Origin of the sequence: Bdellovibrio bacteriovorus (assembly GCF_048286975.1) — a bacterium.
GTDB lineage: Bacteria > Bdellovibrionota > Bdellovibrionia > Bdellovibrionales > Bdellovibrionaceae > Bdellovibrio > Bdellovibrio bacteriovorus_H.
Genome location: NZ_JBLVRT010000005.1, coordinates 70,882 through 92,125 on the forward strand (window position 1 = coordinate 70,882; position 21,244 = coordinate 92,125).

Sequence of the window (21,244 nt, forward strand, 5' to 3'; positions counted from 1 at the left end):
TCAAAGCTTTCGCGATACACGAATAGCCACTTGAAAGTCTTCGTGGTTCAACCCATTCACTTTATTGGCGCTGTCAATGTAGTCTTCGGCCACCTGAATTTGCAGTATGATATTCTGGTTTTCGCGCACCAATGCCAGACCAAAGCGTCGGTCCGGACGAAACATCGCCATCCTGGACTGACGGTCCACGAAGCGGCCTTGCGTGTTCTGGGCATAGTCCGCCTCCTCCAGGTAAGAGCTGCTCTGAGAGCCAAAGACCACCAGGGAGGTTTTGCCTTTCAAATCAGAATCCACACGGGTCAGCCCAATTAAAACATTGGAAGTCAGACTAAGATCCATAGCACCATCATAGTGCTGATATCCGCCGCTGATATTTTTTTGCACATTCGCCCCGAATCCCAAAGCAAAATGCATCAGCCACTGGCGGCCCACCTCACGAGTGAAGGACACATTGGCATAGGTGCCTGCACCGGCCTGCTGGAACCTGGACGACACCGGCGCCTGGCCCTGAATTCCGGCATTTAACGTCAGCAGCTCTTTGTCGCTTTCATAGAGTTTTTTAAACTGAGAATAGTCCACCAGCAGGGGAAGCACATAGGTCTCCCCGTCCTGCATCTGCAGGGACTCCCCACCGGCATCACGCATATCCACAACCACCCGATCCAGTCCTTTTTCGTGACGGGCATAGGGGTCATTCAGATTTCTCAAAGAATGTATTTTTTCGATAAAGCGATCCGAAACGGGATACAATGCCAGATCTCCTGAAGCACTGCCTGCGATGTTCAGCAGACGCAGACTGAGTTTCAACTGCCGCACCTGATCGCCTTGAGTCAGCGAAATCTCCGTCGCCTTTCCCAAGTGATCCACATATTGATAGCGGGAGGTGCCGTCCTTGCCTTGTAAAACCGAGGGATGAATCATCGTGTTGGCGACAGTGGTCGTGACCGCTTCTTCAGACTGTGGGCTCGCCTGAGTCCGAAACTGATTGGGCAAACGGAACAAAAGAAACACCGCCGCGTGGGAAGGGTGCTGATAGTTAGGATGACTCAATCTTTCCAGCGTCTGATCGCTGAGTCTTTGCTTTTTTATAACAACCGGAACTCGAGTTGAATCCGACTCGTCCACAGAAATCTGTGTCCGAAGCTGGATTCGCTCCAGGGATTTCTTAACATCGCTGTCGAACAAACCCTTGTATTTTTGCTGTTGTTCAAATGCGATATTCTCCGGTTGATTCGGATCAAGAATGTTCTGAGCCTGAAATCCCTGGGCTGCGCAGATTTGAGCACTCAACAAGCCTCCCACGAAGAGCATGATCTCTTTTTTAACCATAAAGACTCCTGACGTTGGTAAGCAGCAATGCAAAGTCAGAACCTCCTTCGCAGAGAGTTTAATCCGCGCTGACGTGTCATCGCGATAGACACCGGCAGATTTACGGCTGTGTCTATGCGGTAAAGCCACAGCTCAATCCAGCACAGCCTAATGTCCAGCAAACTTCATCTTTGTGGGTTTATTGCCGATGTATCATCTACAACCGGACTCGCGGGAGGCTCCTATGAAAATTCAAATCCTGACTGTCTTTTTGGCATTAGTTGCAAGCTCTGCAGCTTCCGCTCGTCAGTTCACCCTGGTCAAGGGGTCTGGCTATGCGATTGAACCTCTGTACGGCTATGAAACCGTTTATCGCAGCAGCCCCAGTCCGCATATCGCCACTCGCGCGATGTATGGCGTGCGCCTGTCAGCAGGTGTGGATCTGCTTTCCGGGGAAGCAGAATACTCCAGAGCGTCGGATACTGAAACCTTCTCGGGGACTCCAGAAAAGGTTTATCACGAAGATGAAAACTACAAACTGGGGATCCGCTCAACCTACCGATTCAATCAGTATTTCTTTTCTTCCGCACGTCTGGGAGCTCAAGCCACCAAAGGGTTTGAAGAATCCACATCCAGTGGCGTTGTCACCAGAAAGGACAAAGACCTGAAGTACAACCCTTATGCCGGCGCTCAGGTGGGCGTGAAGCTCGGCGTGTTTTCAGTGAATTTAAGTGCCACGATGGTCTTCAGAGACTATTCCGACCTGTCCAAAAATGATGTGCAGCACACGCTGTCTTTTGGTGTCGGTTACTAAAAAGGTTCCTTGATGACACGGGGCTGACTGAAGGCAAACTCCAGCAAAGCCCGGCCGGCGGCAAAGCGATCCTGATTGCTGGGTGCCCCCAAAACAACCGCAATATAACGCTCGGACTTTTTATCCGGGCGTTTGTTTTTTCGCGCACTGACCATCACACACCAGCCTGCCGCTTTGATATGTCCGGTCTTCATGCCATCCACCGGCAGCTTCGAAAACAGCAGATCATTGGTGTTTTTTTTGTGAAAATCCCGAAAGTTCAGCTCTTTACTGGACGAGTACTCAAAGTACTCGGGGAATTCCCGGGAAATACGCACCGCCAACAATCCCAGATCCTTGGCTGTTGAATAGTGCTTTTCCGTGTATAAACCCGAAGCATTCGCAAAAAGACTTTGAGTCATTCCCAAGCCTTGTGCGGTCTTGTTCATTTGCTCCGTAAAAGCCCTCTGGCTGCCTGAAACAACTTCGGCCAATACAAGAGCGGCGTCATTGGCCGAAGCCACTATAAGCCCACGCAGAAGTTCATCCACCGTCACAGACTCCCCGACCTTTAAAAACATACTGGACTCTTCAGGACGATGTATGACCGCGTCCGCGGAAACTTTCGCCCGATCCAAGCGGGAAAGCCGCCCTTCGCGGATCTCAGTTAATACCATATAAGCTGTCATCACTTTGGTTAAAGAAGCCGGCGGAAGCGGTTGATCTTTATTAAGTTCCGCCAGAATCTGACCACTGGAAGCATCCAGCAAAACCCAGGACAAAGCATTCACCGAAGGCAGGGCTTGCGCCTTCACGCATAAGAAACACACCAAAAGAAGAAGCAACCCCTTCAGGTATTCCATACAGCCATCATACACCTTGCAGATTATTTTAAAGGGTCTTTGTCAGTTGTGCCCAGACCTCAGAGAAGGGCCTATAGGCTGTATCGGGAATAAACACACGGGCGCGCTCGTTGCCATGAAGATAGATCTCTTCCTGAGCCCAGACATAGTGATCACAATGACAGCCCCAGGCTTTCGCACCATCTTCAAGTTCTTCCTGAGGCAATGGATTTAAAGCCATGTAAGCTTCCAAAAATGCCGTGGTCAGATCCGGTTTCAGATCAAACATGTAAGAAGCCACCCGGGCCACCTCAAAGCCCCGAGGCATATACACAGCCTGATCCCAGTCGATCACGCCGCAAACAGTCTCTTTTTGGAAAAACAAATTCCCCTGATGATAGTCCCCATGCAGAACTTGAGCTGAATACTTTGGAACATAAGAATGCAGGCAAGCAGGATTTCGCATCCACTCGCGCTGATCTTTAAGTCGGTACAACACCCACTGGTCCGCTTCAGACAGATGCGGTTTTTGCAAAATGACCGCTTCAATTTTATCCAGACGTGCAATCCATTCCTGAGAATCCCAGTTCAAGGAGTACTTGCGATAGCCCACATCCGGCAGTGGTTTTAATACCTTATGCAGACGAGCTAACATGGAACCTGCAGCTCGAGCATGGATCAAGGTCAGATCGTTTTTCTTCACCTGATGGCCCGGAGCTTCGAAATACAAAGCCCCGTACTTGCCCTTATGTTCAACCAATGAGGTCCCGTAACGGGAAGGCAAAGTCTGCACTGCAGGCAGATTGTGAGCTGCCACAAACTCAATCAGCGCGTGTTCACGCTGCACCCGGGACTTGTCTTCGGTTTTATATATTCTTAAATAGAAGTTCCCCAGAGAGGCTTCAACCCGGTACACCTGATTGACAGCACCATTAAGAATCTCCACGACCGAACGAATGGCCCCCAAAGGCCAAAGTTCCAATATCTCTTGCAGATGAGGCAATACGGTCGCGCTAGTCATTCGCAGTTCAGAATACTTTTTTTCCGGACCAAAACTCAAGAAGATTGAGTTTATTCTAAGCGGGGAGCCGCCTACTGGACTCCCCTGCGTCGCCTCAAACAATTTTCTAAACCGGGATTTCCACGATCGAACGAATTCCCGTCCGAGCTGTCATGGCATGAACCACGGCACGCAGACCCATGATGGTCTTGCCTTGAGTGCCGATAACCTGACCCAGATTTTCTTTGGCACAATTCACCCGGTACACCGTGGTCTTGGGCCCCACGTAAGTGCTGACTGTCACCGTGTCAGGGTGATCCACCAGCAGACGCACCATATGCTCAATCAGCTGACGGATCTCCTCGCGGTATTTCTCCTGGTCAATGTCTGCGCCTTTGACTTTACGTTCTTCATACTTAAAGGCTTCGATGTCGTTCATAGAACCTAATCCCCCATGATGAAATTGGCTGTGCCTATACGCTTAAAGTTGCAATGCGGTCCCGGGACTGGCACCCAGCTAAACAGGAAGGAAAACGCCTGGGCCCCTTTGATAAAGGCGGCCGAGCCCTCCTGGAATCCATAACCATCATTGCGCCCGATGGAAACATAGAACCTTGGTTTTTTACCCTTGGGATATCTGCTGATCAGCCTGAGCGGATCGTGATTGTCCCAGTCCTTTTTATCCACGAACACGGATTGCGAAATACGCTGCATTTTTTCAACCTGACAACGAAGCGCCCCGGTGCGACGGATGTAAGCGTCGATTTCGCGATCGCTGGCAAAAGGGCTGATCGTCGCAAGTGCCGGACACAACAAAGCCACCTTTGAAAACATCCCCGGATTTTTCAGGGATATTTCTGCGGCATTGAATCCCCCCATGGACTGCCCGATGATGTGGCGCTGTCCACCTTTCAAGCCCCCGACTTTTTTCTCCACAAAGGGCATGATCACCCGGGTGAAGGCCGGCAGCAGAGGATATCGTTTGTTGTTAACCAAGAGCCACTGGGGGCCAAATGAAACCGAAATGATCCGAGGGCGATAACCGCGAAGCTCCCACCAGTCCTGGATCGTCCGGGTTCCCAAAAACTGGCGATGCCAGGTTTTCTCTGAACCGTTCAGTCCATGAAAGAAATAGACGATGTCGTTGTTGTTCGCGCTGTCTGGATCCCGGTAACAGTACTTAAACCGGACGCCCTGCAATTCTTCTGAATCACAGATAAACCGTCCGCGACCAAACTCGGCTTCCGGGACATCTGCTTCTGCAAGCATATAGTCATCGGTTACGTCATCATAGCCTTGAGCCCATAGTGAAACGCACAGAAGGAGAAAAGCTAGAGTCATCCTCTTCATAGACCCCCCTCTACACAGAGAAAAGGGTCCCTTGAGGCCTATGAAAAATCAATTTGCAATATCGAAATCTTCGCGGACTCTGTGCTTAGACACGAGAACTTGTTCCCCCGTGTTCAAACAGCGCAGATAGAAGTGATTGAAGCCCCTGTTGGTTACCACAAAACGGCGGGGTTGGGCGGGAGATATCTTTTTGGCAAGAACCGATCCCACATCCAGAGTTTCATATTTACTTAAAAGTTTCCCCGCCACACGCGCACGTAAAACGTGGAGCAAAATGGCACCACAGACCAACACAAACGCCGCCCCCAGCGCCACCGCCCAATGAACTTTTTCATCCATCAGCCATGTGAACGACACCGGTGCCATCACTGAAAGCAGCACCAAGCCAGCGGTCAGCAGGCGTTCTTGTCTTTGGTATTTTTTGAATTCTTCTACAAAAGAGGACATGTGCAGGAAACCTCGCTCCTCAAGGAGACCCTTATACAATCACAATCGGTTAGTACAGATCGAGTCCAGATTCTGTTATTTTCCTTGCCGCTGTGCCTCCCCAGCTGACAGCCTGTTTTGACTGGGTTCTGCTTACATCAAAGAGGTGCACATGAAATTACTTTTGAACGTTCTTGTTCTTTCCACCGTTGGATCGGCTTCCGCAATGGCTTTCGACTCCCAGGCAGTTTGTCAGGATATCGTTGAGAGACGTGGCAGCATCCAAGTCCAGATGATTTCTTCCAGTGATGGCGACAATTGCTACGTCTCTGTTCATAACCGCAAGGCCGAGGGCCTGGTTTACCGTGATTACCTGTTCACAGCTGACGGCGAACTGATGGTCTTTAACTCTTTGGGTTATGGCGATGAGTCCTCGACCACGGGGGCTCGCGAATTTTTCCTGTTTCCACGTATCAATCCGGTTCCCACATTTGAATGGAATGATGAAACCCGCCGCCTGACGGTAACGACAGTCAATGGCAACAAGGCCTCTTTTGACTATGAAGACGCCGAGCTGGTTGAAATGACTGGGGCTGAAATCAAAAGAGCCGCAGCCATCCGTCCGGACAACCGTGGAGGAGTTGAAATCAACAAGTATCAGGGTTTGAAACTGGATTCCGGCTTTAAACTGGGATCTGCACCCACGGCCGTTTCAGGGAACAGCTCTGTTTTTACCGACAAAAACGGTAAAACCTGCAGCGTGAAGAACTATGATCTGTTCAAATACACGTCTGACGGGGATGTGCGCTTCAAGTTCTCTGACACTGGTTTGAGAACCTTCCTGAAAAGCCGCTGTTCTTCACTGACTTTCTAAATCGCTCCGCTTGAAGCGCTAAATCGCTCCGCTTGAAGCGCTAAATCGCTCCGCTTGAAGCGCTAAATCGCTTCGCTTTAAAAGCTAAAAAGCCAGTCGGGAATCCTGACTGGCTTTTTTATTTTCTATTCTTTCAGCTTTGGAGTGATCTTCAGCTCCAGCTGTTTGCCATCACGAAGAATCTTCATAATGGTCTCTTGGTTTGGTTTCACCGATTGAAGCGTATAAACATAGTCATACAGGTTTTCAATCTTGGTTCCGCCGAACTCGGTGATGATATCCTTGTCCTTCAATCCGGCTTTTTCAGCAGGGCTGTCTTTGGACGCTCCAGAGATTCGCACCCCTTTGACACCTTCCTGGGAATAGTCCGGCACCGTGCCCAGATAAACGCGGAAGCTGCGGCCTTCCAGACGGTTCTGGGCGCTGGCCACTTTCACGTATTTGACCATCGGAAGCTTCGTATCAACCAAAAGGTCCGTCAGGCTTCTTACGGCCGTCAGAACACGGGCAACACCTTCATAGTTTACCAATTCAGGAATGTCGCGAGGACTGTGGTACTCCGCGTGGGAACCGGTGAAGAAATTCGCCGTGGGAACTCCAGCCAGATAGAATGCCAAAGAATCTGTCGGCAGATAAGGATCTTCTTGAACAATCATCGGAACCGCACTGCGCACACCAACTTCTTCCGCCAGACGGGTCCAGTTGTCAGCTGATCCCAAACCTTGAACAAAGACGCGATCTTTGAATCGCCCGATCATGTCCATGTTGATATAGGCGGCAATATTATGTTTCGTCATGTTTTTGGTGAAGTGGGACGATCCCAGATTTCCCAATTCCTCACCGGACCAGATGCCGAAATAGATATTCTTCTGCAGCAGCCCCGGCTTCGACGCTTTGAGATTTGCATAATAGTGCGCAAGCTCCATCACCCCGGACACACCAGAAGCATTGTCATCAGCGCCCACATGGGCTTTGCCAACATCACCAGTCTTAGCCAGACTGCTGCCGAATTGACCGTGCCCCAGGTGATCCCCGTGGGCACCAATCATGACGGCGGACTTAGCACCCGGCACAGCCAGCTTCGCCACGACATTGATGCCTTGAGCTTTCTGGAACTGCAAATCCACCTGAGCCTTGATATACGCCGAAGGAATCATAAAACCTTCAAGCATTTCGCCTTTATCCAGCTTCATTTGCAGGCTGATCAGATCCTGACCCGCATAACGAATCATCTCTTGCGCGGCCGGTGTCGACAGACGCAAAACGGCCAGCGTGCTTTCAGACAGTGACCCTTCAAATTTGATCTTGCCGAATTTATCCGGCAGACCGCTTTCAGGTCCGTTGGTCACAATAACACCCACGGCACCTTCATTTTTTGCCACCGTCACTTTGTGCTGCAAACGAGAATACAGATTTAAATAATGACGACGTTGCGGCAGCACATTCGCCGGAAGATCCGACAACACCAGCACCCATTTGCCTTTAACATCCAGACCTTTGTAAGAGTTGTACTCAGCCTCTTTGTCGCTGGCCGGAGCTTTAATACCGTAACCTGCAAACACCACCGGCGCTTCGCGGAAGTCTCCGGTTTTAGAGAATGACACCGGCTCGAAATCTTTGGAAACCGTGTATTTCTTTTTAAATGAACCCACCACTTCAAGTGAGTTGGCAGCACCCAGACCCACACCTGAAGTAAATTCGAATGTTTCAAAGAACGATCCGTCAGGACCTGCTCCAGTCAAACCCCAGGACTTCAAGAGTTGCGCAAGCTTTTCGGTGTAAATCTTTTCTTCGCCAGTGCCTGTACCGCGCCCTTGAAGCTGCGGGGAGGCCAGATAGTAAACCCATTTCTTGATGTCTTCGACTTTCACTTCCGGAGTCAAAGACCCCGCCGCCGGATCCTGCGCTTGCAGCCCCAAAAGCTTTCTGGCCTGAGCATCATCCCACTTCGCAATAAAGATCTGTGAATCCCCTTTTTCATTTCGATGAGTCCAGGACAGGCTGTTGCCATCCGGCGTGAATACCGGAAGGCCATCAAAGCCATCATCCGACGTCACACGCACCGGCGCTTTTTTGCCATCCGCATCGACGATGAAAAGTTCAAAGTTGTGATACCCCAGAACACTGGAACCAAAGATGATGTAATCCCCTGATGGATGGAAGTACGGAGCCCAGGACATGGACTTCAGCTTCGTGACTTGTTTCTGGTCAGAACCATCCACATTCATGGTGAAGATTTCAGCCGTAGACCCATTCGGGGAGAAACGGCGCCAGGTGATTTTCTTGCCATCCGCACTGAAGAACGGACCGCCATCATAACCCTTGGAATCAGTCAAACGCTTCACTTGGGTGCCATCAGCTTTCATGATGTAAATATCCATCATATAAGAAGGATCCTGCTCAAAAAGCTTCTTGTCCTCCCCTTCCAGTTTTTCGCTGTAACCCGCACGGTTGGAAGCAAAGGCGATCCATTGACCATCCGGAGAATAAGACCCCTCGGCATCATAGCCTTTTTCGCGGGTCAGGCGCTGAATGTTTTTTCCACTCAGATCAGAACTGAAGATGTCGTAGCTATCATCAAAGCTCCAGGAATAACGGGCTTTGACCGCCTTTTTGCGGTTGTCATATTCTTCCTGGGTTTTCTTTTTCGTTTCCGGATCCAGATGGGTTGAGGAATAAAGAACCTTCTTCATGGAAGGATGAATCCAGCCGCAGGTGGTTTTGCCATGACCCGGGGAGACGCGGGTTGTATCACCACTGATCAGATCCAGAATGTACATCTGATAGAACGGATTTCCCGGCTCACGCTCACTTTGAAAGATCATCTTTTTGCCGTCCGGACTGAAATAGCCTTCACCTGACTTAGGACCTGTGAAGGTCAGCTGACGGGCTTCACCCACCAATGTGTGAGGTTCATTGGAAAAGGCACCGGAAGCGGCAGTCTCAGATTTGGAAACAGCGGACTTGGTGTCCTTCATCTGGCACGCCACCAGGCCGGAAATTAGCGAGAAAATGCAGGCACTTGTAAGAAGAACTTTCACTTTTTTCATAGTCTGTGTAGGCTAAAAGCAGGACCATCTTAAGTCAAACCCAAGCGAAGAAAAGAGAAACTCATGCGCCGCACGTTTCACTTGGCTCTCATCTGCCTTTCACTGACCGCCTGCGCCAGTTCATCACCTTACAAGCTTTCCAGCCTGAGTTATTCCGAAGAGGAACTAAAACCGAAAGCCACGCGTGGGATTGCTTCTGTTGAACACAAAGAAAAGTCCTATCTGTCTTTGGATCTGCCTTATGCGGCCTTTGAAAAAATGCGCCACGAGGTGGAGAAAAACCAGAATGTCCAACTTCAGCATCGCGGCGAAGCGCACATCACGGTGATTTCCCCGGTCGAGTTCACGAAACTGAAAAAGCGAATCTCGATGAAAGAAATCAATGCCCTGGCCGAGCGCATGGACATGGCCAAAAGCCCTTATCACTTGTTGTGTGTGGGTAAAGGAGCCGTGAAAGAAGATGCGACCTATTATGCGGTGGTGGAATCAGACCGTCTGTTCCAGATCAGAAAAGCCGTGCACGTGCTTTACACGCAAAAAGGCGGCAAAGCCGAAGACTTCAATCCTGAACAGTACTATCCGCATGTGACATTGGGTTTTACAAAGAAAGATCTGCACCTGGAAGATGGTGTGATCAAGGACGCAAGTTCTTGTATCTATTCCCTGCGCCCGTCTGAAGCAGTAAAAAACTAGTAAGTGCTTGAAAGAGCTTTGTCCAAGCCCTGAGTTGTGCCAGCACCAGGGCCCAGCCACAACGTGGTTTCTTCCATCAAAGAACCATCTGAGAACTTGCAGACATTGAAAGTCTGACCGTCAGTGTCTTTCCCTTGAAGAACTTCCGCATCGAAAGATCCGCAGATCCCGCCACGAGCAGAAGAGGCATTGCGGTTTTTGTAGGCCACAACAGCCTCTGGAGTCGCAGATTTGGATTTAAACTGAAAAAGAGCCTCAGCACCCACTGCGGATTCACCAAAGAAACACATGGAGTATTCCTCGGAACCAGCTTTTAGAACCCAGAACTGACCCGCCTCAATACGGCAAGTGCGCATCCAAGGGTTGTTGTTGGCGGCAAAGGAGGAAACTCCCGCAAAGATGATCATGCCAGCAAGCAATAAAATTCTCACCATTCCCCCATTAGTTTTGATAAGATAGGTTTTTCTTATAACAGCGAAATTGCCGGGGCAAGCACTCAATGCCGAACTTTCAGAAATTCGAAATCTTTGACAAACTGACCACTGTGTCTTGTCCCTACGCCCCGGACTGTGGCGGCTGTCAGCATATCGGCGTGCCTTATGGCGACCAGGCCCAAAACAAAATAAACGACCTTTCAGGCTTGTTTAGGGCGGCATCGATGGAGTTTCCACAGCCCCTCAAAGTTCTTTCTGCCAGCCCCGCCCATTTGCGTGACCGCCTGGATTTCAGCCTGCAGGACGGCCGCTTGGGACTTTACCGCACGGATCGTCATGAAATTCTGGATATCGAAGTCTGCGCCCAGCTCAGCCCCGCACTGCAAGAATGGCTCTCGGACTTTAGAAAAATCCAGTGGCCCTTTAAGCGCGGATCCTTCCGACTTCGCGTCGGACCTGCCGGACAACGCGGACTGTGGATCGATCTGGCCAATGTGGATATCAAAACCCTTATGGATGAGCAGAACATCCTGCGTTCTTTGCAACAGCAGGCTTTTGTGGAAATCGGCCAGCGGCGCAAAGTACCGGTTTGGACTGGCACTGAATTCAAATTGCGCGATCCCGAGCACCACGTGTGGTTCCAGTCCTGGATGAACGACATTCCCGTAAATCTGTACTGTCAGGTGGCGAGCTTCACTCAGCCCAGCCACAACGCCAATAAAATCATTTGCGATGTGATTTATGACTGGGTGAAACGCCACAAAGCCCAGCGCCTGATCGAGTTCGGCTCTGGCATCGGCAACCTGACCTTCCCGGCTTTGGCGGGGGCAGAGAGTGTTCTGGCCTGTGAAATCGACGAACTGTCGCTGCAAGGCCTGGAGCGCTCTTTAAACGAGCTTCCGGCAAGCATGTCCCATCTGAAGGATCGCGTGACTATTTATCGCGGGGACTTCCAGAAAAAACTGACTCAGGATTTTTCTCAGTTTGATGGGGTGCTGGCGAATCCACCAAGATCGGGCCTGATGGGCTTTTTGAATCCGCTAAAAAGCCTTGCGCCCGAACAGCGGCCCGAGTTCTTTATTTATATGTCCTGTTATCCTGAATCCATGGCCCGGGATCTGGTGACCCTGCAGGAATGCGGATACCGCATGCAAGAGGCCTATATCGTCGACCAATTCCCGCAAACGGATCACTATGAGGTTTTGGGACTACTTCAAAGAGAAAAGGCGTAAGCCTGAAAGCGCGCCAGCCAGATCTTTTCCGGCCAACAGCGAAAGCAACGGCAAGGTCACAATTCCGGTGATTAAAATCAAGGAACTGCGCAATGCCACACGGAAGATATAACTGATTTGCAGACGCTCATGAGGCTGCCCCAAACGCAAATCACACGCCCATTCCCCGATAGTGGAACCCATCAGGCTGCGCACAGTGATCATATACACCCAGGCAAACATCACAAAGACTTCAGCAAAGAATGTCAGCTGATGCTGACTGTGGAACAAATGATTCAAGAGCGCACCCACCGGTGTTTTCACGATCATCGAAAACATCAGCATGAACACGCAACTGACCGCAATCAGAATCAAAGCATCAATGAAAGACGCCAGCCACGACCACAGCGCAAGTTTATAACCCTTGCGGCGTGCGGAAGGTCCGCCATGAAAACCCGTCCCCTGTTCAAAACTCAGATCCCGGCGATCCTTGAACAAGCCGTTCACTCGTGACGGAGCTGGCGTTGCCGGCCCACGACGACGCGGGGCTGGGCCCCTTAACGGCACAGGGGCTTCCCTTTTCTGGGGAGCCCGCTGTGGAATGTTTTTCTCTTGATGCTTGTCGATATTCACTTCTAATTTTCCTAACGAACCCCACCCGCACGGATGGAAGTGTCAGTAGTTGTTCCGCCCTCGGAATCCGGGGTCGGAGGAGGCACCACCACGACCGGCACACACACGTTGTTAATCAACTGGTTCGGAGCCGGGCACGGAGCCGTTGGTGGAGGATCAACCACTGGAGGTGTCGTCACCGTCGTTGTTGCCGTTGGCTCTGGTTCCGGAGCCGGTGCTGGTGGCACATACTCTGGAGACTTGGAGTCAGATTTTGATTTCTTGCTGAACAACCACCAGAATGCACCCAGAGCCAGTAAACCGATACCTACTGGGATGATCCAGTTCTTATTACGGCACCAGAATCCACAGCTGTCGTCTTTGCCGACTTCTGTTTTACCACCTGGCAGATCACCCTCGCCACCGGCTTCGATCACCAGACAGCTTGGACGGGATTCACTTTCGCTTGGTTCGCTTTCTTTGGTTCCTTCAGGGCACACGCAGCCTTTGCCGCCTTCGCCTGGTACGGAACCTGGTTTTTCAACAGAACAATCGCCACCAGCAATCGGACCTGGAGGAGGCGGAGGCTCTGGAGACACCACGAAGGACTGCAGGGAGAACGCACGGGTTTTGATCTCATTACAAGCAGACATTTGATCATCACGCTGTTGCGCAATTTTTTGAAGTGGCGCCTGACCACACTCTGCTACGGCAGAGTTAATGAAGTTTTGCAGGCCCCCCAGGTAAGCAGAGATCTGGTTGTACTGCTCTTGAGAGATCTTACCCTCTTCGTTCAGCACCAGATTGATGTCCTGCTTTTCAACTTTTTTAAGGTAGGACTCAATAATACGCTTTTTATCTTCACCTTCAGACTTGGGGTCGTTTGTGCGCAATGGGGATTTGCTATTACAAACGCGGGTGGCATACTTCACTTCAGAACGGGACACGCAATGTGGCGAGCCGTTGGCACTGAAGCCGTAAACCATCGGATTACAAGAAACACCATTGTTCAAACAAGTGGCGCTGTTAACTTCCATTTTGTTTTTCAAATCGATCGCACCCTGCTTGCTGCCGCCGCAGGAACCGTTTTCACCGTAGATCGACAGATAACCGGCCACGATACAAGGTTTACCCGTCAGGCTTGCCGCCTGAGCTTCTTCCCCGAACAGGAATGAAGCTGCCCATTCATGACGTTTGTTGAACTCGTTCAAGGCCTGTGCACCATAAATTGTCTTGTAAACCTTCTGAGCAGACTCCAAAGCCGCACGCATGCGCACGAAGTATTCCGCTTTCTGACGTGGAGTCAGACGCGTGTATTCTTTGTAAGTCAGTACAAAGTTTTTGCTCAGAGGCTTTTGTTTGCCCGTTTTCAGGGACTTGGCAACAACCGGATCCAGCTTCACCATTTTACCAGCGATTGCGTTGAAGTTGTTATAGTTCATCAATTCTTTACGCTTGAAGTTGACGCCGTTTACTTTCAATGGATTTTCGTCATCACCCGTGAAAGTCCAAGTGGAGGTCTGACCAGCATGAGTCAAAGTCAAACGCACTTGTTCTTTTCCGTCAGAGCCTTTGTAAGTGGAGGCTTCCACGGCAGGCATCATTTCATGACGATTCAATTCAACCCATTGATCCATCTGCTTTTGCAGCTTGTGCGGATAAACGTGACGAACCATGCGGTAGAATTCACCGACGGTCATTTTCTTTGTCGTGAGCCCTGTTTCTTTCAGGTATTGATTGATCAGCTTCTTCTGATCCTGTGCCGCCGCACCTTGTGCGACTGGCGCCATACACATCGTGAATGCCGATGCGCTGGCTGCAAGACTTTTCATCAATGACTTCGGTTTCAACTTCCATCTCATAACGACCTCATGCTTTTGAGTCTTTTCGGTACACATTCTAAAAAACTTAAAAAGAACCCGGACTTAACTTAACTTTTCTGTGGCTGTCTCAATCTGAGACCGAAGCCACTCTTGCAAATACACCCGGTCCCGCTCTGTAAGCTCTTTAAACTTCAGGCGAAGCACGTTATCGCGATATTCCACGACTCGACTTTTGACCTTCATATTACGAATGTCCGGGAAAATCACATCCACGAAACGCAATCCTTGGGACCCCTCAAGATCCCGCTGCAGGCGAACCCGTGCCCCGCTGACCGAAATGGATTCAGTAACACCATCAAAGATGTCCTGAGCCACCACATTCACTGGAGTACGGAAATCATAGCGGGACGCCGCCGGGAACAACCACTGAGCGCGACGATCCAGATAAGGAAAGCGGAAATAAAACGCCAATAACAGAACAAAGGCCGTGATCAGGCACGACATGAAAAGCTGTCCGTGAACCAGCAGACCACTGTCGGAAAACTCGCCATTACCCCAGCGGTACAAGTTGATGAAAAGCACCAGCATCAACGTGCCGATAGCCAAAGTCCATGTCGCCTTATGAGCGCGCAAAAGCAAAACCCCGGTCAGAAGCAAAAGCCCCAGCCACATCCAATCCAAATTTGAAACTGATTGCGCGAACGAGACAAAACCGCTTTGTGAATTAACATATTCAGAGCTTACAAAACTGATCAGAAGATTACCCAATGGAGCCAGAATAAAAAGAATCGCCATCAGGTACATTCCCGTTGGCCTTTTTAGCTGTTCTTCCCCCATGAAACCTCCTCAAGTATGTTAAACGATAGCAACTTGACGGGGCATCAATTCTTGCGGTCTCTGGACCTTAGTTATGACAAAAACAGCAAAACAAATCCTCATTTTATTGGTGTCCCTTTTATCAACCCACAGCTTTGCCGCCCCGACCGGGAAAATCTCGGACTCCCTGGTGGAAAATCTGGCCTGTGACCGGATTTCGACCGATGAAATCTATCGACGCATCCGCCCTGAATCCTTAGGCAGCAGCTATCACACTCTGTCAGTGAACTGGCCGTTTTCAGCAGGGCTGTATGATCTGGCGGCGTGCTGGTCCTTGTCGCGCACGCAGCGTCTGTTCTTTTATCTGTCGCGCTGGAGTCAGCACAGCGATCCAACACCTCAGCAGACAACTGAAATCCTGGATATGGTGCGCGGCAGTCGGCCATATGCTTCAGGCAGCGGACTGAAAGAAACGGCATTGAGTGAATTTAAAGTTTTCAGCCAAAAAGATTCCCAGTGGCGCACTAATACGCCGTTGTGGTCGCAGATGCAGTACGGGTTTTCCCAGAAGTTTTCAAACGGCAAAACAATGTACCGCGCCTGGAAGCATGAAATTGAACACTATCAAAAAGAGCGCTTTCATGAGTTTGCAAAAAACCTGAAATTCGTGATTGGTGATGACGCCCGCAGTGGTCGCAAGAACCGCCAGACCCGTGATGTGCTTTTAAGAAACCTTGAATCCCACCGTCTGACTTTGCTTTTGTTACGCCCCACCCGCACCGCCCAGCACGTTGTGGTGGCCAAGTCCTTTGAAATTAAAAGCAACGGCCGGATCGAAATCCGCGTCTATGATTCCAATCAGCCTCTGCGGGATCAGATCGTGGTTTTTGATGGACGAGAGGACGACTTCTATGCTCCCGACATCGTGCGCGGGCTACCTCGGGTGAAAAACGCCAACGACGCCATCGGTGTCTTTATTGTGGATGAATACGAACGAAGCCTGGTCGACACGGCCCTGCTGAAACACTACAAAAAAGCCTGCTCGGCCCCGACCGGAACGTAGGCTGAAGCAAAAATAAAAAAGCCACCTGATAAAGGTGGCTTTTTCTTTGAAACGTACCGAAATATTTGAAATTTAGTTGCCGGACATTTTGCAGATTTCAATCAAAGTCTTTTCTTTGACAAGAGAATAAATCTCTTCGATCTCTGGATTTGTCACCGCCACACACCCTTGGGTCCAGTTCATTGGATGGATCAAACCCACCGCCTGGCCCTTGCGCTCTTCCGAAGGCAGACCGTGGATCATAATATCGCCACCCGCGGATTTTCCCTGCGCTTTTGCAAACTCCACATCCGCTTTGTTCGGATAGGAAACATGCAGAGCTTTTGTGTACTGACTTTGAGGATTTTTATAGTCGATAGAGTACAAACCTTCCGGCGTCTTGTTGTCACCCTCAAACTGTTTGTGGCCGACAGGGTTTCTGCCGAAGGCCACCGGGTACACTTTCAACAAAGTGTCGCCAGAGATCAGATAAAGCTCTTTACGGTCTTTAGAGACCACAATTCTTTCCACCTTCAACTCTTCAGCCTGAAGACGGTCCACGCTTTCACGGCTGCGATCCAGAAGTTTGTCGACCTGGGAAATGTCTTGGCAATAGCGGAAAGACTTATCCAGAGCCTTGGAACCGGCAGCAAAAGAGTTTGTAGCAAACAGACTTAGAGCAATAAGGGGAAGCAATGTCTTTTTCATGAGGAGAGTTATATCACACTCAGCACCCGTTCACATCCACCCCTAAAAGATATTTTTTTGTAATGACTTTTCAGTCGTAAAAACCAAATAAAAAGGTCCCCGTGATTTTCACGGAGACCCCTATTGTCACTCTGTCAAAAAGTTATTCATTGGCGCCAGCCGGCAGAGCTGCAGGCCCGGTCGGGCCAAAAGCTGAAGCAGCATCGCCCGGGACTATCTGCGAAGCGAAGAGCAAGAAGATATACAAGCTTCACGGGCCATTTTCACTCGCGGAGCCATACAGTCCGCCGTGCCCTTGTGGCGAATCACCGACAATGTACCCACGTTCGGTGTGTAGGTCTTGTTGTTCACCTTCGCCAGACACGCATAGTAAGCGTACTTTTCCAGACCCGTCTGCATTTTCGCACTGGTTGGCAGGTACACACGAGCATCAAAGAAATTGATACCCACGCCACCCACGTTCGGAGAGCTCTGCGCGACAGTAAAATCAAAACCGCTGGATTTGATTTTCGAGCAATCACTTTCGGTTTTTGCCGAAGCAATACCGAATGGATCAGAACCCGCTTTATCGATCAACAGAACGTGACCATAAACCGCCACAATGTCACCGGCTTTCAGGGACGTCGAAGGTGTCACAGAGATCTTGCTCAAACAAGTCAGACCATTGTTCTGAGGCTCAACATAAGAACTGGAGCCCCACGCCCAGGAGTCAGAAGCCTTCAACACCCGACCCGCCTTCAAACGAAGACCCGCCGTCGCCATGGAAGTGTAAACGTAACCAGAACAGTCAATACCCAGAACCTTGGTGCCATCACCGTTGTTCTTAAACATATCGATTGGGGAATCAGCGGCAGTTGTACCGTATGGCTTACCGCCGTAATCGTAAATCAAAGGATTCGACTTAACCGCAAAACAACCTTCACCATATCCTGACACACCCTTGATATAAGGATGAGTCGCCTGAACCTTGGAAAGACTTGCGATCTCACGCTTGCTGCCCACACCGTCAGAGTGTTTGCCCACGATAGAGATACCGGAGATAGTCTCGGTCTGCGCATTCAGATCCGGCAAAGCCACGCTTTGGCAGGTCTGATAAGAGGTTGCAAAGGCCCATCGGGCGCCGAATACAGCCAAAGGCTCCCCGGCATTCAAGGCCTGGGCTTTGTGGTATTCATAATCACGATTTGGCGTCGGTGTTGGCTCTTCCACCACATTACTGCCGCCCGATCCTGAACCCGCATCAGTGCTGCCAGAATCAGAACCGGAAGAACCCGTACCCGCTGTGGAGTTGTCGCCGGAAGGACAATTCAGCTCAAAACTTTCCACTGTTTTTGAAAGCTGAGTGAAATTGCCACGAACTTTATCCTGCATGTAGCTTCTGAAGACTGTGGAACGGTCCCCAACGTCAATCGCTGACAGAAGCATCAAAAGCTGTTCTGGCGTTTCCACGCGTTCACCTTTTGGGGCTTCCTCAAGCAAAGACACCACCAGCTTATCCAGCTCGGCTTGCAACTTTTCCTGATCCTCAATTGTCATGCTTGGATTTTCAGCAGCCAGCTTTTGCACCTGATCGCGCATGGCCTGTTTCAGTGTTTCAGCCGCCGGGATCTCTTTTTGCTCAATCAGATAGGCCTTCAGGCCATCCCAGAGCTTCATCTCCAGCTTGTTGTCTTTGCAGGCAATGTCATTACCCACCTGCGAAGCGATATTGTTCATGGCCTCATACCCCTGTGGTGCGCAGGCCGTCATCATCATCCCTAAGATCAAAACCATTCCGTGTGTTTTCATAGGGAACTTATCGGCAGGCTTACTTGGACAGATTACACTCGGGATGAATTTTAGACTCGACTAGACTAAAAATTAGTCACTATAATCAGAGTTCAAGAGGGACACATCCGCATGGCAGAAAAGTTTATCAAAATTCAGGCACTCTATGGACTCCTTGAACTTGAGCCTTTCATACTTTTGGGGGCTTTGATTGCCATCACGTGGATCTTCTACAAGTTCTTCCTGAAGGAAGCTTCCGACGAAAGACATCGCAGTCTTCGCAATCATTTCCGCACTTTGCTTCGCCATTATGTCATCCTGGCCTTCCTGTTTTTGCTCTTTATATTCATGCAGACCTCTGAACCCCAAATCGGGCGCTTTGCGAAGTTCATTCCGTATGTCGCCTTCCTGACTTTTATTTGGGGCAACGTGGTGTTTGTGAAAACATCCCGTCTGATAGTCCTGCAGTACCTGTTCCTGGGCTCAATGAAGCACGGTGTTCCTTTGCTTCTGGTGAACATTTTCTCTCTGATCCTGTCTATCGTATTGGTGTTCTGGGGCATCACGCATGTCTTTGGACTGGAAGTCGGCCCGCTGCTGGCGACATCAGCCGCGGCCTCGGTGATTCTGGGTCTGGCGCTGCAGGACACTTTGGGAAATCTGTTTGCCGGAATTTCTTTGCAGCTGGATCGCAACTTTGAGATCGGTGACTGGCTGGAAATCACGAGCGGTATTCAGAAAGCCACCGGCCAGGTGCGCGAGATCACCTGGCGCTCCACAACCCTGGTGGGTTTTTCTGATGAGCTGATCACCTTCCCGAACCGTTTTATGGCCAATGCTCAAATTTCAAACTTCTCCCCGCCGGACAACCCTATTGTTCGTCGTCAAATCTTCCGCCTGGCATTTGGGCAGAATATTGAACTGGCCAAGCAGATTCTGGAACGCACCGTCGCAGGAGTGGGTGAAATCCGAGGCATTCCGGCACCTTGGGCCTATGTCAGTGACACCAATGAACATTGGGTGGAAGTGAAAATCATCTACTTCATTGATAACTACGGTTCTCAGTTCAATATTGGCGACAAGGTATATGTGCGCGGGATTGAGGCTCTGAAGGCTCAGGGCATCAAATTAGCTCGACAAGTGGTTGAGCTATCAGATACAAACCAAGGCCATGAAATCAGTCGTTAATTTTGAACATCCACTGGCGGTAAAAATCCGCAAACAGATCGTGCAGGCGCTGAACGACTTCAACATGATTGAAGACGGCGACAAGGTCATGGTCTGCGTTTCCGGCGGCAAAGATTCCAGCGTTCTGCTGGCTTTGCTGACCGAAATCCAAAGACGCTCTGAGCGTAAATTCCAAGTCGAAGCGGCTATCCTGGATCAAAAGCAACCGGGCTTTGATGTGTCCAAATTCAAACTTTGGGTGGAAAGCCTGGGCGTGCCTTTTCATATCGTTGAAAAAGACACTTATTCGATCGTAAAAGAAAAAGTTCAGGGCGGGACGTTCTGCTCGCTTTGCTCTCGCCTGCGCCGTGCGATTCTTTATAATTTTGCTCATGACAATGGCTTTACCAAGCTGGCGCTGGGGCACCACCGCGATGACCTGGTTCACACGGCCTTGCTGAACATGTTCTATGTCGGCACGACGGCGGCCATGCCACCAAAACTGAAATCCGACGACGAACGCAACATTCTGCTTCGCCCGCTGTGCTATGTTTCTGAAAGAGATATCGAAGAACTGGCGGCGGACTGGGACTTCCCGGTGATCCCGTGCAACCTGTGCGGATCCCAGGACGGACTGAAACGTCAGCGTATCAAGAAGCTTGTTCGAGACCTCGAAAAAGAGATCCCGAACATCTATGCCTCCATCCAGACTTCCATGTCGAACATCAAACCAAGTCAGATGATGGATCAGGATTTGTGGGACTTTAAGAACCTCAAGATCTAGTGGCCTGAAGCTCCTGCGGTGACTTTCAAACTTGCCGCCGGAGCGGCCAGTTCGTGTTCATCCTGACCTGGTGCCGGGATATCAAACCAGTCAATCTGACCTTTTTCACAGACCTGCGACACTTTGAAATACAAAGTCGAATTTGCCGGGGCTGTGATTTTCGCCCGAATCACAAATTCATCATAGAATGCATCCGGCAAGTTTCCACCGCTGAATTTCACTGCCGTGGCAACACCGTTGCCGTCAGTTTCAACATTCACATCCCAGCCTGGTTTTGGCATTGGTTTCGGAGTGGTGAAGCCCTTGGGCAAATGCACCGTCAAGGACGTGGTGGCTGTGGCATCGCAGCCATGAGGAACGCGCACAACAGCCTTGTAATAGCTGCCAGCAGCGGCATGAGGATTTTCCAGGGACACATGGGCAAGGGCTTGAGAGCCCAGTAACAAAGACAGAACAGGGATCATTTTAAGCACAAAGGCCTCCTTGATGGATCGATTTTTAATCCACTTCAAGAAAGCCCACAATGCAGCAAACAGTTGCGTGA

The 21,244-nt window shown here is 50.3% G+C and carries 21 protein-coding genes; 7 read left to right on the forward strand and 14 right to left on the reverse strand.

Features of this window, described 5'->3' with window-relative positions:
* On the reverse strand, window positions 1-1,329 hold the full coding sequence (locus tag ACNQKP_RS14675) for a hypothetical protein (protein ID WP_417865533.1): 1,329 nt from the start codon (window positions 1,327-1,329) through the stop codon (window positions 1-3).
* Window positions 1,330-1,552: 223 nt separating this feature from the next.
* Here ACNQKP_RS14675 and ACNQKP_RS14680 point away from each other — a divergent pair, with 223 nt between their 5' ends.
* Window positions 1,553-2,122: a hypothetical protein gene (locus ACNQKP_RS14680; protein WP_417865535.1), complete on the forward strand. Its 570-nt coding sequence runs from the start codon at window positions 1,553-1,555 to the stop codon at window positions 2,120-2,122.
* Here ACNQKP_RS14680 and ACNQKP_RS14685 read toward each other — a convergent pair.
* The 5 genes from ACNQKP_RS14685 to ACNQKP_RS14705 form a co-directional block, all read right to left on the reverse strand.
* The gene (locus ACNQKP_RS14685; RefSeq protein WP_417865537.1) at window positions 2,119-2,964 is read right to left on the reverse strand and encodes a D-alanyl-D-alanine carboxypeptidase family protein; all 846 of its coding nucleotides are present in this window, start codon (window positions 2,962-2,964) and stop codon (window positions 2,119-2,121) included. The genes ACNQKP_RS14680 and ACNQKP_RS14685 overlap by 4 nt on opposite strands.
* A gap of 28 nt (window positions 2,965-2,992) precedes the next feature.
* On the reverse strand, window positions 2,993-3,964 hold the full coding sequence (locus ACNQKP_RS14690) for a phosphotransferase enzyme family protein (RefSeq protein WP_417865539.1): 972 nt from the start codon (window positions 3,962-3,964) through the stop codon (window positions 2,993-2,995).
* Window positions 3,965-4,070: 106 nt separating this feature from the next.
* Complete coding sequence (locus ACNQKP_RS14695) at window positions 4,071-4,382, reverse strand: KH domain-containing protein (RefSeq protein WP_015091142.1); 312 nt, start codon at window positions 4,380-4,382, stop codon at window positions 4,071-4,073.
* Window positions 4,383-4,387: 5 nt separating this feature from the next.
* Window positions 4,388-5,293 (reverse strand): alpha/beta hydrolase-fold protein, encoded by a 906-nt coding sequence (locus ACNQKP_RS14700; RefSeq protein WP_417865541.1) that lies wholly within the window; start codon window positions 5,291-5,293, stop codon window positions 4,388-4,390.
* Between the two features lie 48 nt (window positions 5,294-5,341).
* Entirely contained in the window at window positions 5,342-5,740 is a 399-nt protein-coding gene (locus ACNQKP_RS14705) for a hypothetical protein (RefSeq protein ID WP_417865543.1), read from the reverse strand.
* A gap of 151 nt (window positions 5,741-5,891) precedes the next feature.
* On the opposite strand from ACNQKP_RS14705, the gene ACNQKP_RS14710 reads away from it, so the two are divergent.
* The gene (locus tag ACNQKP_RS14710; RefSeq protein ID WP_417865546.1) at window positions 5,892-6,593 is read left to right on the forward strand and encodes a hypothetical protein; all 702 of its coding nucleotides are present in this window, start codon (window positions 5,892-5,894) and stop codon (window positions 6,591-6,593) included.
* Between the two features lie 125 nt (window positions 6,594-6,718).
* On the opposite strand, the gene ACNQKP_RS14715 is transcribed toward ACNQKP_RS14710, so the two are convergent.
* Window positions 6,719-9,643: a M28 family peptidase gene (locus tag ACNQKP_RS14715; RefSeq protein ID WP_417865548.1), complete on the reverse strand. Its 2,925-nt coding sequence runs from the start codon at window positions 9,641-9,643 to the stop codon at window positions 6,719-6,721.
* Window positions 9,644-9,706: 63 nt separating this feature from the next.
* Here ACNQKP_RS14715 and ACNQKP_RS14720 point away from each other — a divergent pair, with 63 nt between their 5' ends.
* Window positions 9,707-10,336, forward strand: a complete 630-nt coding sequence (locus ACNQKP_RS14720) for a hypothetical protein (protein WP_417865550.1) — start codon at window positions 9,707-9,709, stop codon at window positions 10,334-10,336.
* Here ACNQKP_RS14720 and ACNQKP_RS14725 read toward each other — a convergent pair.
* A complete protein-coding gene (locus ACNQKP_RS14725; RefSeq protein WP_417865552.1) occupies window positions 10,333-10,770 on the reverse strand; it encodes a hypothetical protein in 438 nt (145 codons plus the stop codon). The two genes, ACNQKP_RS14720 and ACNQKP_RS14725, sit on opposite strands and share 4 nt — an antisense overlap.
* A 224-nt stretch (window positions 10,771-10,994) precedes the next feature.
* Here ACNQKP_RS14725 and ACNQKP_RS14730 point away from each other — a divergent pair, with 224 nt between their 5' ends.
* Window positions 10,995-12,002 carry an RNA methyltransferase gene (locus ACNQKP_RS14730; RefSeq protein ID WP_417865554.1) on the forward strand — a complete coding sequence of 336 codons (1,008 nt, stop codon included), beginning with the start codon at window positions 10,995-10,997 and terminating at the stop codon, window positions 12,000-12,002.
* Here ACNQKP_RS14730 and ACNQKP_RS14735 read toward each other — a convergent pair.
* The 3 genes from ACNQKP_RS14735 to ACNQKP_RS14745 all read right to left on the reverse strand — a co-directional run bounded on the left by ACNQKP_RS14735 (window position 11,979) and on the right by ACNQKP_RS14745 (window position 15,253).
* Window positions 11,979-12,548 carry an RDD family protein gene (locus tag ACNQKP_RS14735; RefSeq protein ID WP_226988141.1) on the reverse strand — a complete coding sequence of 190 codons (570 nt, stop codon included), beginning with the start codon at window positions 12,546-12,548 and terminating at the stop codon, window positions 11,979-11,981. The genes ACNQKP_RS14730 and ACNQKP_RS14735 overlap by 24 nt on opposite strands.
* 77 nt (window positions 12,549-12,625) lie before the next feature.
* Window positions 12,626-14,455 (reverse strand): hypothetical protein, encoded by a 1,830-nt coding sequence (locus tag ACNQKP_RS14740; protein ID WP_417865556.1) that lies wholly within the window; start codon window positions 14,453-14,455, stop codon window positions 12,626-12,628.
* A gap of 63 nt (window positions 14,456-14,518) precedes the next feature.
* A complete protein-coding gene (locus ACNQKP_RS14745) occupies window positions 14,519-15,253 on the reverse strand; it encodes a PilZ domain-containing protein (RefSeq protein WP_417865558.1) in 735 nt (244 codons plus the stop codon).
* A 73-nt stretch (window positions 15,254-15,326) separates the two neighbouring features.
* On the opposite strand from ACNQKP_RS14745, the gene ACNQKP_RS14750 reads away from it, so the two are divergent.
* On the forward strand, window positions 15,327-16,295 hold the full coding sequence (locus ACNQKP_RS14750) for a hypothetical protein (protein ID WP_417865560.1): 969 nt from the start codon (window positions 15,327-15,329) through the stop codon (window positions 16,293-16,295).
* 72 nt (window positions 16,296-16,367) lie between these two features.
* Here ACNQKP_RS14750 and ACNQKP_RS14755 read toward each other — a convergent pair whose 3' ends face one another.
* Window positions 16,368-16,982 (reverse strand): L,D-transpeptidase family protein, encoded by a 615-nt coding sequence (locus tag ACNQKP_RS14755; protein ID WP_038449295.1) that lies wholly within the window; start codon window positions 16,980-16,982, stop codon window positions 16,368-16,370.
* 213 nt (window positions 16,983-17,195) lie between these two features.
* Window positions 17,196-18,770 (reverse strand): hypothetical protein, encoded by a 1,575-nt coding sequence (locus ACNQKP_RS14760; RefSeq protein WP_417865562.1) that lies wholly within the window; start codon window positions 18,768-18,770, stop codon window positions 17,196-17,198.
* A 111-nt stretch (window positions 18,771-18,881) separates the two neighbouring features.
* Here ACNQKP_RS14760 and ACNQKP_RS14765 point away from each other — a divergent pair, with 111 nt between their 5' ends.
* On the forward strand, window positions 18,882-19,937 hold the full coding sequence (locus tag ACNQKP_RS14765) for a mechanosensitive ion channel family protein (RefSeq protein ID WP_015091156.1): 1,056 nt from the start codon (window positions 18,882-18,884) through the stop codon (window positions 19,935-19,937).
* A complete protein-coding gene (ttcA, locus tag ACNQKP_RS14770) occupies window positions 19,921-20,700 on the forward strand; it encodes a tRNA 2-thiocytidine(32) synthetase TtcA (RefSeq protein ID WP_417865564.1) in 780 nt (259 codons plus the stop codon). Before ACNQKP_RS14765 ends, ttcA begins: the two co-directional genes overlap by 17 nt.
* Here the strand turns inward: ttcA and ACNQKP_RS14775 are convergent.
* The gene (locus tag ACNQKP_RS14775) at window positions 20,697-21,173 is read right to left on the reverse strand and encodes a YcnI family protein (protein ID WP_417865566.1); all 477 of its coding nucleotides are present in this window, start codon (window positions 21,171-21,173) and stop codon (window positions 20,697-20,699) included. The two genes, ttcA and ACNQKP_RS14775, sit on opposite strands and share 4 nt — an antisense overlap.
* Between the last annotated feature and the right edge of the window lie 71 nt (window positions 21,174-21,244).

Excerpts from the sequence above, each read along its gene's own strand:
- ACNQKP_RS14675 (WP_417865533.1), bottom strand. The coding sequence starts at position 1,329 with ATGGTTAAAAAAGAGATCATGCTCTTCGTGGGAGGCTTGTTGAGTGCT.
- ACNQKP_RS14680 (WP_417865535.1), top strand. The coding sequence starts at position 1,553 with ATGAAAATTCAAATCCTGACTGTCTTTTTGGCATTAGTTGCAAGCTCT.
- ACNQKP_RS14685 (WP_417865537.1), bottom strand. The coding sequence starts at position 2,964 with ATGGAATACCTGAAGGGGTTGCTTCTTCTTTTGGTGTGTTTCTTATGC.
- ACNQKP_RS14690 (WP_417865539.1), bottom strand. The coding sequence starts at position 3,964 with ATGACTAGCGCGACCGTATTGCCTCATCTGCAAGAGATATTGGAACTT.
- ACNQKP_RS14695 (WP_015091142.1), bottom strand. The coding sequence starts at position 4,382 with ATGAACGACATCGAAGCCTTTAAGTATGAAGAACGTAAAGTCAAAGGC.
- ACNQKP_RS14700 (WP_417865541.1), bottom strand. The coding sequence starts at position 5,293 with ATGAAGAGGATGACTCTAGCTTTTCTCCTTCTGTGCGTTTCACTATGG.
- ACNQKP_RS14705 (WP_417865543.1), bottom strand. The coding sequence starts at position 5,740 with ATGTCCTCTTTTGTAGAAGAATTCAAAAAATACCAAAGACAAGAACGC.
- ACNQKP_RS14710 (WP_417865546.1), top strand. The coding sequence starts at position 5,892 with ATGAAATTACTTTTGAACGTTCTTGTTCTTTCCACCGTTGGATCGGCT.
- ACNQKP_RS14715 (WP_417865548.1), bottom strand. The coding sequence starts at position 9,643 with ATGAAAAAAGTGAAAGTTCTTCTTACAAGTGCCTGCATTTTCTCGCTA.
- ACNQKP_RS14720 (WP_417865550.1), top strand. The coding sequence starts at position 9,707 with ATGCGCCGCACGTTTCACTTGGCTCTCATCTGCCTTTCACTGACCGCC.
- ACNQKP_RS14725 (WP_417865552.1), bottom strand. The coding sequence starts at position 10,770 with ATGGTGAGAATTTTATTGCTTGCTGGCATGATCATCTTTGCGGGAGTT.
- ACNQKP_RS14730 (WP_417865554.1), top strand. The coding sequence starts at position 10,995 with ATGGAGTTTCCACAGCCCCTCAAAGTTCTTTCTGCCAGCCCCGCCCAT.
- ACNQKP_RS14740 (WP_417865556.1), bottom strand. The coding sequence starts at position 14,455 with ATGAGATGGAAGTTGAAACCGAAGTCATTGATGAAAAGTCTTGCAGCC.
- ACNQKP_RS14745 (WP_417865558.1), bottom strand. The coding sequence starts at position 15,253 with ATGGGGGAAGAACAGCTAAAAAGGCCAACGGGAATGTACCTGATGGCG.
- ACNQKP_RS14750 (WP_417865560.1), top strand. The coding sequence starts at position 15,327 with ATGACAAAAACAGCAAAACAAATCCTCATTTTATTGGTGTCCCTTTTA.
- ACNQKP_RS14755 (WP_038449295.1), bottom strand. The coding sequence starts at position 16,982 with ATGAAAAAGACATTGCTTCCCCTTATTGCTCTAAGTCTGTTTGCTACA.
- ACNQKP_RS14760 (WP_417865562.1), bottom strand. The coding sequence starts at position 18,770 with ATGAAAACACACGGAATGGTTTTGATCTTAGGGATGATGATGACGGCC.
- ACNQKP_RS14765 (WP_015091156.1), top strand. The coding sequence starts at position 18,882 with ATGGCAGAAAAGTTTATCAAAATTCAGGCACTCTATGGACTCCTTGAA.
- ttcA (WP_417865564.1), top strand. The coding sequence starts at position 19,921 with ATGAAATCAGTCGTTAATTTTGAACATCCACTGGCGGTAAAAATCCGC.